This window comes from Halomonas sp., assembly GCF_031581305.1.
Taxonomy (GTDB): domain Bacteria; phylum Pseudomonadota; class Gammaproteobacteria; order Pseudomonadales; family Halomonadaceae; genus Halomonas.
In genome coordinates this window covers 1-4,362 of record NZ_JAVLBC010000237.1, presented here as the reverse complement: position 1 = coordinate 4,362, position 4,362 = coordinate 1, and the positions used below count along the sequence as shown (strand labels likewise).

The window sequence follows — 4,362 nt, the reverse complement described above, 5'->3', positions numbered from 1 at the left end:
GGGACCGCAGGCGTCCGGGTCATCCAGCAGCGCATCGAACCAGGCGCCAGCCAGCTCGCTCGAGGCGCCGCCCATGGCACGCACGCAGGCGCAGAAGGTCTCGATGTCCCCGTCGCGGCCTGCCGCTTCCCCGCGACGGCGCAGGGCCCGGGCCAGGTCGTCGGCAATCGCCACATGCTCCAGACAGTAGCACAGCGAGGTCAGCACCTCGCCGGGCAGGGTGTCCAGACGTGGGGCCAGCGTCCGGCTCGATTCCGCATCCAGGCGCACCGCGAAATCGGCCAGCCCCTGCAGGCCCAAGGCGCGCCAGTCGATATCCTGCTGCTCGGTGAGGTAGGCCTCGACCGGCTCGAGGTGCTGGCTGGCGGGAAGGCCTGCATCCAGGCTGGCGCGCGCATGCAGTACGGCCTGGAAGGGCAGTGCGGGAGTGAAGGCCAGGGGGTTGTCCTTCATCAGGTTGTCGATGCTGTTGCCCTCCGTGTGCCCCAGTCCCTGGACGCTGTGGCCGAGGGTCTCCAGCAGGCGCTGCACGAAGGCGTCCCGCGGTGCCGGGTCCAGGTGACCCTGCTCGTCCAGCGGCAGGGCCAGGAACCAGATGAGCGGGTCCTGCATGTCGCCCAGGCGGAAGACCATGGCCAGGCGTGCCGTGCCCTGCCAAGGGGCCGGCCACGCCAGCTCGCCGGCCTCGAAGGCCGCCAGGGTCTCCAGCGCGCAGGGCTCGACCCGCCGTCCCAGGTGGTAGAGCCTCACCTCGGCACCGCTGCGCTGGAAGAAGTCGTGAAGGCTGTTGATCGGTTGCATGCTGTCTCCCGGTCAGGAATCGTGCACTCTACCGCGGAGTTGGGGTGCTGTCAGCCTTTGGGGGGCGTCGTGGTGATCCGCCATTGATCATTTGTTGACCAGTCTTGTCCAGTGCCCATGGGAAGCGGCCAAGGGACATCTTTCCAACGTTTATCCACAGGCCCGTTCAGGATATCTGTGCACTGTGCACAACAGGGGTAATGCGGGTGACGCAAAAGGGACAAATGCCCACGGGCTGGCCAGCGGCGGGGCCAAGCGGGGATAATGGCTTCAAATGCATCAAAGAGATTGCCCATGACTGTTCACGACGAACTCGGTACCGCCTTGCGCGAGCTCGAGGCCGCCATGAAGGCCGCCAGCCTGTGGCGCATGGAGCGCCCCGAACCGGATGCCTTCCACAGTGTCCAGCCGTTCTGCATCGACACCATGACGCTGCCCCAATGGCTGCGCTTCGTGTTCATCGTGCGCCTGGAGGCTCTGATCGAGTCAGGTTCACCGATGCCGGCGACCTGCGACGTGGCGCCGGCGGTGGAGGCCTGGTTAACGCAGGAGGGCGCGCGCACCAGCGACCGGCTGCTGATTTGTCGGGTGGTCGAGGAGATCGACCGACTGGTTACCGAGAGCTGACCCATGCCCTGGTACTTCGCCTACGGCAGCAACATGAATCCTGACCGGGTCACGGCCCGGATCGGTCCTACTCGCCGGGTGCTGGCTGGCGTGCTGCATGACCATGCGCTGCGCTTCGACAAGGCGTCACGGGTGGCGGGCATCGCCCACGCCAACGTGGTGCCCTGGCAGGGCGAGCGCGTGGAGGGAGCGCTGTTCGAGCTGGAGCACCCCGGGCAGATCCGGCAGATGGATCCCTTCGAGGGCTATCCCCGGGAGTATGATCGTCATCGCCTGTCGGTGGTGACGCGGGAGGGGACGATCGAGGCCTGGGTCTATATCGCTGCGCCCGGCACCACCGCCGAGGCGCTGCGCCCGGCGCGGGAATACCTCGAGCACTTGCTGGCCGGGGAGTCCTTTCTCAGTGCCGCCTACCATGCGCGACTCTCGGCGGTCGAGGCGGCCACCGGGCTCGACGACACGAGCCTGGCGGCGCTGGGTCTCTCCCGGCATTCGCCGCGTTAGCCGCACGAAGGCGTCGAACGCAACGAGGCCCGCCAATAGGCGGGCCTCGTCGTATCGGGCAGGGCGATCAGAAGCGGAAGCTGAGGCCCGCCATCACCACCACCGGGTCGATCTCGACATTGCCGATCTCTGTTCCATTCAGGCTGGCATCGGTATCGATATCGATATACCAGGCGGCAGCATTGAGTGCCCAGTTATCGTCGATCAGCAGGTCGACGCCCAACTGGCCGGCAGCGCCCCAGGAGTCATCCAGGTTGAGATCGTCACCGGTGGCGATCTTCTCATCGGAGAAACGCGTGTAGTTGACCCCGATGCCGGCATAAGGTTGGACGCGTGCCGCGGTACCGCCCAGCGGATAATACTGCAGGGTCAGGGTCGGCGGCAGATGATCCGTGGATGCCAGGTTGGCATCATTAAGCTCGATATCATGGCCAAAGGGCTCAGCGGCCAGCAACTCCAAGCCCAGCTTGTCAGTAAAGCGATAGCCCAGGGTAAAGGCGAAGCCGCTGTCGTCCTGCACATCAACGTCGAAGGCTCCATTGGCCAGCGAACCGTTGTCACTCTTGGGCTCGACCTTGGCCACGCCCACGCGAGTGAAGAAGTCACCTGCGCCATAGGCGAAGGCCTGGGTGCTGGTGGTGAAGGCAGCCGCAGCGATGCCGGCAGCGAGCAGGGTGGGAAGGGCGGTCATGCGCATGAGTCGACTCCTGATTTTCGAGGGCGCGGCCTCTTGCCGCAATGAAATATGCGATCAGTCTATCGCGTCATGGACGGGGCGTTATTGATCCAGCGCAAGGGTTGGCCGTCAGTGGCATGAAGGGGCACAAGGCAAGCGGGGGCCCCGGGAGGTGGGGCGTGCCGCCTTTGGTGCTCGCATCCTTGCGATGAATCGACTTGACTGGGGGCAGGTGACAAGGAGAGCTGCGATGGAGACCGAAACACGACGACGCCTGTCAGGCGTGACCCTGGGGGCAATGTTGCTGGCGGCGGCGCTGGCGCTATGGCTATTGTTGCAGCCGCAGCTGATTAGTGGCTTGCCAATGACGCTACGTCTGCCGCTGATCGGGTTGGGAGTCTGGGCGCTGGGCGCGGCCTTCATGGCGGCGATGGGGCTGGAGGCGCGTCGCTATTGGTTGCGGAGAATGACCATGCCTCCCTGGAGCCTGGTGGCCCTCGGCGCCTTCACCCTGGTGCTGCTGATGCGGGCGGCCATGGTCTGATCCGCCGAGACGGGTAGCGTGGCGATGGCGAGCAGAAGGGCCGCCCGATAACGAGAAAAGCCACCCCGGGGGCGGCTTTTCTGTATATCGATGGTCAAGGATCAGGCGTTGTCGAGGGTATCGAACTCGGCGGTGATTTCGTCCGTTGGTGCACCGGTCGCCAGGCTCGCCACCACGATGGCGATGTAGGCGAAGATCACCCCGGGCACGATCTCGTAGAGGTCGAAGATTCCTCCGGAAACCTGGGCCCATAGCACCACGGTCACGCCACCCACCACGATGCCGGCGATGGCACCCGCGGTGTTCATACGCCGCCAGAACAGCGCCATAATCAGGGCCGGGCCGAAGGCGGCACCGAAGCCTGCCCAGGCGTAGGCGACGAGCCCCAGCACCGTGGAGCCCGGGTTCATGGCCAGCAGGTAGGCGATGACAGCGATGGCGATGACCGCGAAGCGACCCACCCAGACCAGCTCGGACTGGCTCGCATCTTTGCGGATCATGGCCTTGTAGAAGTCGTCGGTCAGCGCCGAGGAGGAGACCAGCAGCCGTGCTGCCAATCAGCCCGCCTGCCACCACGATCAGGCCTGCAGGAAACCTTCTGCTGTCTATTAACAGAAGTGTGACCAGGCCGCCTATAATTCCGATAATAATGCCTATCGGTACCGGGCCGATTGCCTGGAAGGCGAGAAATGGTTCTGCTGCATTCTGCAGTTCCTGGAATCTCGAGGTTCCGATCACAAACTCGACCCCGCTTGCTATAAGCAGCGCGCCAGTGGAAAGCTGAACCCCACGGATTACCGAATGCGGGGTCCATTTGCGGATCGCGTCAATGGCTCCTGTCAAGCCAACAATCAAAAGGATTGCCCCCATGAGAAGGGTTGCCGCAAGAATCTGGTCCGGGCTCAGGGACCTTGCTATGGCATAGGCGCCGATGACCTTCATGGGCTGGACCGGAACAGTGACTCCGAAATAGATACCGGATATTATATAGAAAACCCCGATACTGAAAAAAAGGCCCATGGGATTGAGCCCGTTGAAAAGAATCATGGCTATTGCAATGGGCAGCAGTGTGCCCAGATCGCCCAGGGAGCCCGCCAGTTCCATTCTATTGAATTTGAAGCGCTCGGACATAAATGATTCCTTACATTGATAAAATAGCCCGGGTCTGACAGAAAACCCCGCTAAGAGATACTTTAAATGTTTTAATACC

The 4,362-nt window shown here is 63.3% G+C and carries 5 protein-coding genes and 2 pseudogenes; 3 read left to right on the top strand and 4 right to left on the bottom strand.

All coding sequences use genetic code 11. The annotated features are described in order from the left end of the window. A partial coding sequence (locus RI841_RS14845) for a DUF3549 family protein (protein ID WP_310706408.1) occupies nt 1–801 on the bottom strand: 801 nt, incomplete at its 3' end. 294 nt (nt 802–1,095) lie between these two features. Here RI841_RS14845 and RI841_RS14840 point away from each other — a divergent pair. Continuing rightward, nucleotides 1,096–1,428 carry a YqcC family protein gene (locus RI841_RS14840; RefSeq protein ID WP_310706407.1) on the top strand — a complete coding sequence of 111 codons (333 nt, stop codon included), beginning with the start codon at nt 1,096–1,098 and terminating at the stop codon, nt 1,426–1,428. A gap of 3 nt (nt 1,429–1,431) precedes the next feature. Then, nucleotides 1,432–1,932, top strand: a complete 501-nt coding sequence (locus RI841_RS14835) for a gamma-glutamylcyclotransferase family protein (protein ID WP_310706406.1) — start codon at nt 1,432–1,434, stop codon at nt 1,930–1,932. Between the two features lie 67 nt (nt 1,933–1,999). Here the strand turns inward: RI841_RS14835 and RI841_RS14830 are convergent, their stop codons facing one another. Continuing rightward, nucleotides 2,000–2,629, bottom strand: a complete 630-nt coding sequence (locus RI841_RS14830) for an OmpW family outer membrane protein (RefSeq protein WP_310706405.1) — start codon at nt 2,627–2,629, stop codon at nt 2,000–2,002. Between the two features lie 229 nt (nt 2,630–2,858). On the opposite strand from RI841_RS14830, the gene RI841_RS14825 reads away from it, so the two are divergent. Continuing rightward, a complete protein-coding gene (locus RI841_RS14825) occupies nt 2,859–3,152 on the top strand; it encodes a hypothetical protein (RefSeq protein WP_310706404.1) in 294 nt (97 codons plus the stop codon). Between the two features lie 101 nt (nt 3,153–3,253). Here the strand turns inward: RI841_RS14825 and RI841_RS14820 are convergent. Then, nucleotides 3,254–3,703: pseudogene (locus RI841_RS14820) on the bottom strand (sodium:solute symporter family transporter); the annotation flags it as partial. A 220-nt stretch (nt 3,704–3,923) separates the two neighbouring features. Further along, nucleotides 3,924–4,256: pseudogene (locus tag RI841_RS16535) on the bottom strand (putative sulfate/molybdate transporter); the annotation flags it as partial. Nucleotides 4,257–4,362: the final 106 nt, after the last annotated feature.

Excerpts from the sequence above, each read along its gene's own strand:
- RI841_RS14840 (WP_310706407.1), top strand. The coding sequence starts at position 1,096 with ATGACTGTTCACGACGAACTCGGTACCGCCTTGCGCGAGCTCGAGGCC.
- RI841_RS14835 (WP_310706406.1), top strand. The coding sequence starts at position 1,432 with ATGCCCTGGTACTTCGCCTACGGCAGCAACATGAATCCTGACCGGGTC.
- RI841_RS14830 (WP_310706405.1), bottom strand. The coding sequence starts at position 2,629 with ATGCGCATGACCGCCCTTCCCACCCTGCTCGCTGCCGGCATCGCTGCG.
- RI841_RS14825 (WP_310706404.1), top strand. The coding sequence starts at position 2,859 with ATGGAGACCGAAACACGACGACGCCTGTCAGGCGTGACCCTGGGGGCA.